Consider the following 250-nt stretch of genomic DNA (forward strand, 5'->3'; position numbering starts at 1 on the left):
ACGGCAGTAAGAAGTCATCGCGCACCGCCCACGCAATCTCAGCACCCGTAGCCAGCAAACCAGCCACCCCGGCACCCTTCAACAACTTCGGAGCCCACCGCCCCGTCGCGGCAATATCCTTCGTCGTCAGACCTGACCCGGCAGCCACCCGCGACTTCGCATCAATCCACGCCTGAGGGTTCGGTCGCCACCGATTCACGTCCTTCACCGTCGAGGACGTGGAAGCGATCGCCCCCCCCGGCGCAGCCAA

Annotated in this window: 1 protein-coding gene; it reads right to left on the bottom strand. The window is 65.2% G+C overall.

What is annotated here, in order from left to right; genetic code table 11:
• A partial coding sequence (locus CH42_RS16755) for a hypothetical protein (RefSeq protein ID WP_204374509.1) occupies positions 1-199 on the bottom strand: 199 nt, incomplete at its 3' end.
• Between the last annotated feature and the right edge of the window lie 51 nt (positions 200-250).

The sequence above is a fragment of the Leucobacter musarum subsp. musarum genome, assembly GCF_001273845.1.
In the GTDB taxonomy this organism is placed as follows: domain Bacteria; phylum Actinomycetota; class Actinomycetes; order Actinomycetales; family Microbacteriaceae; genus Leucobacter; species Leucobacter musarum.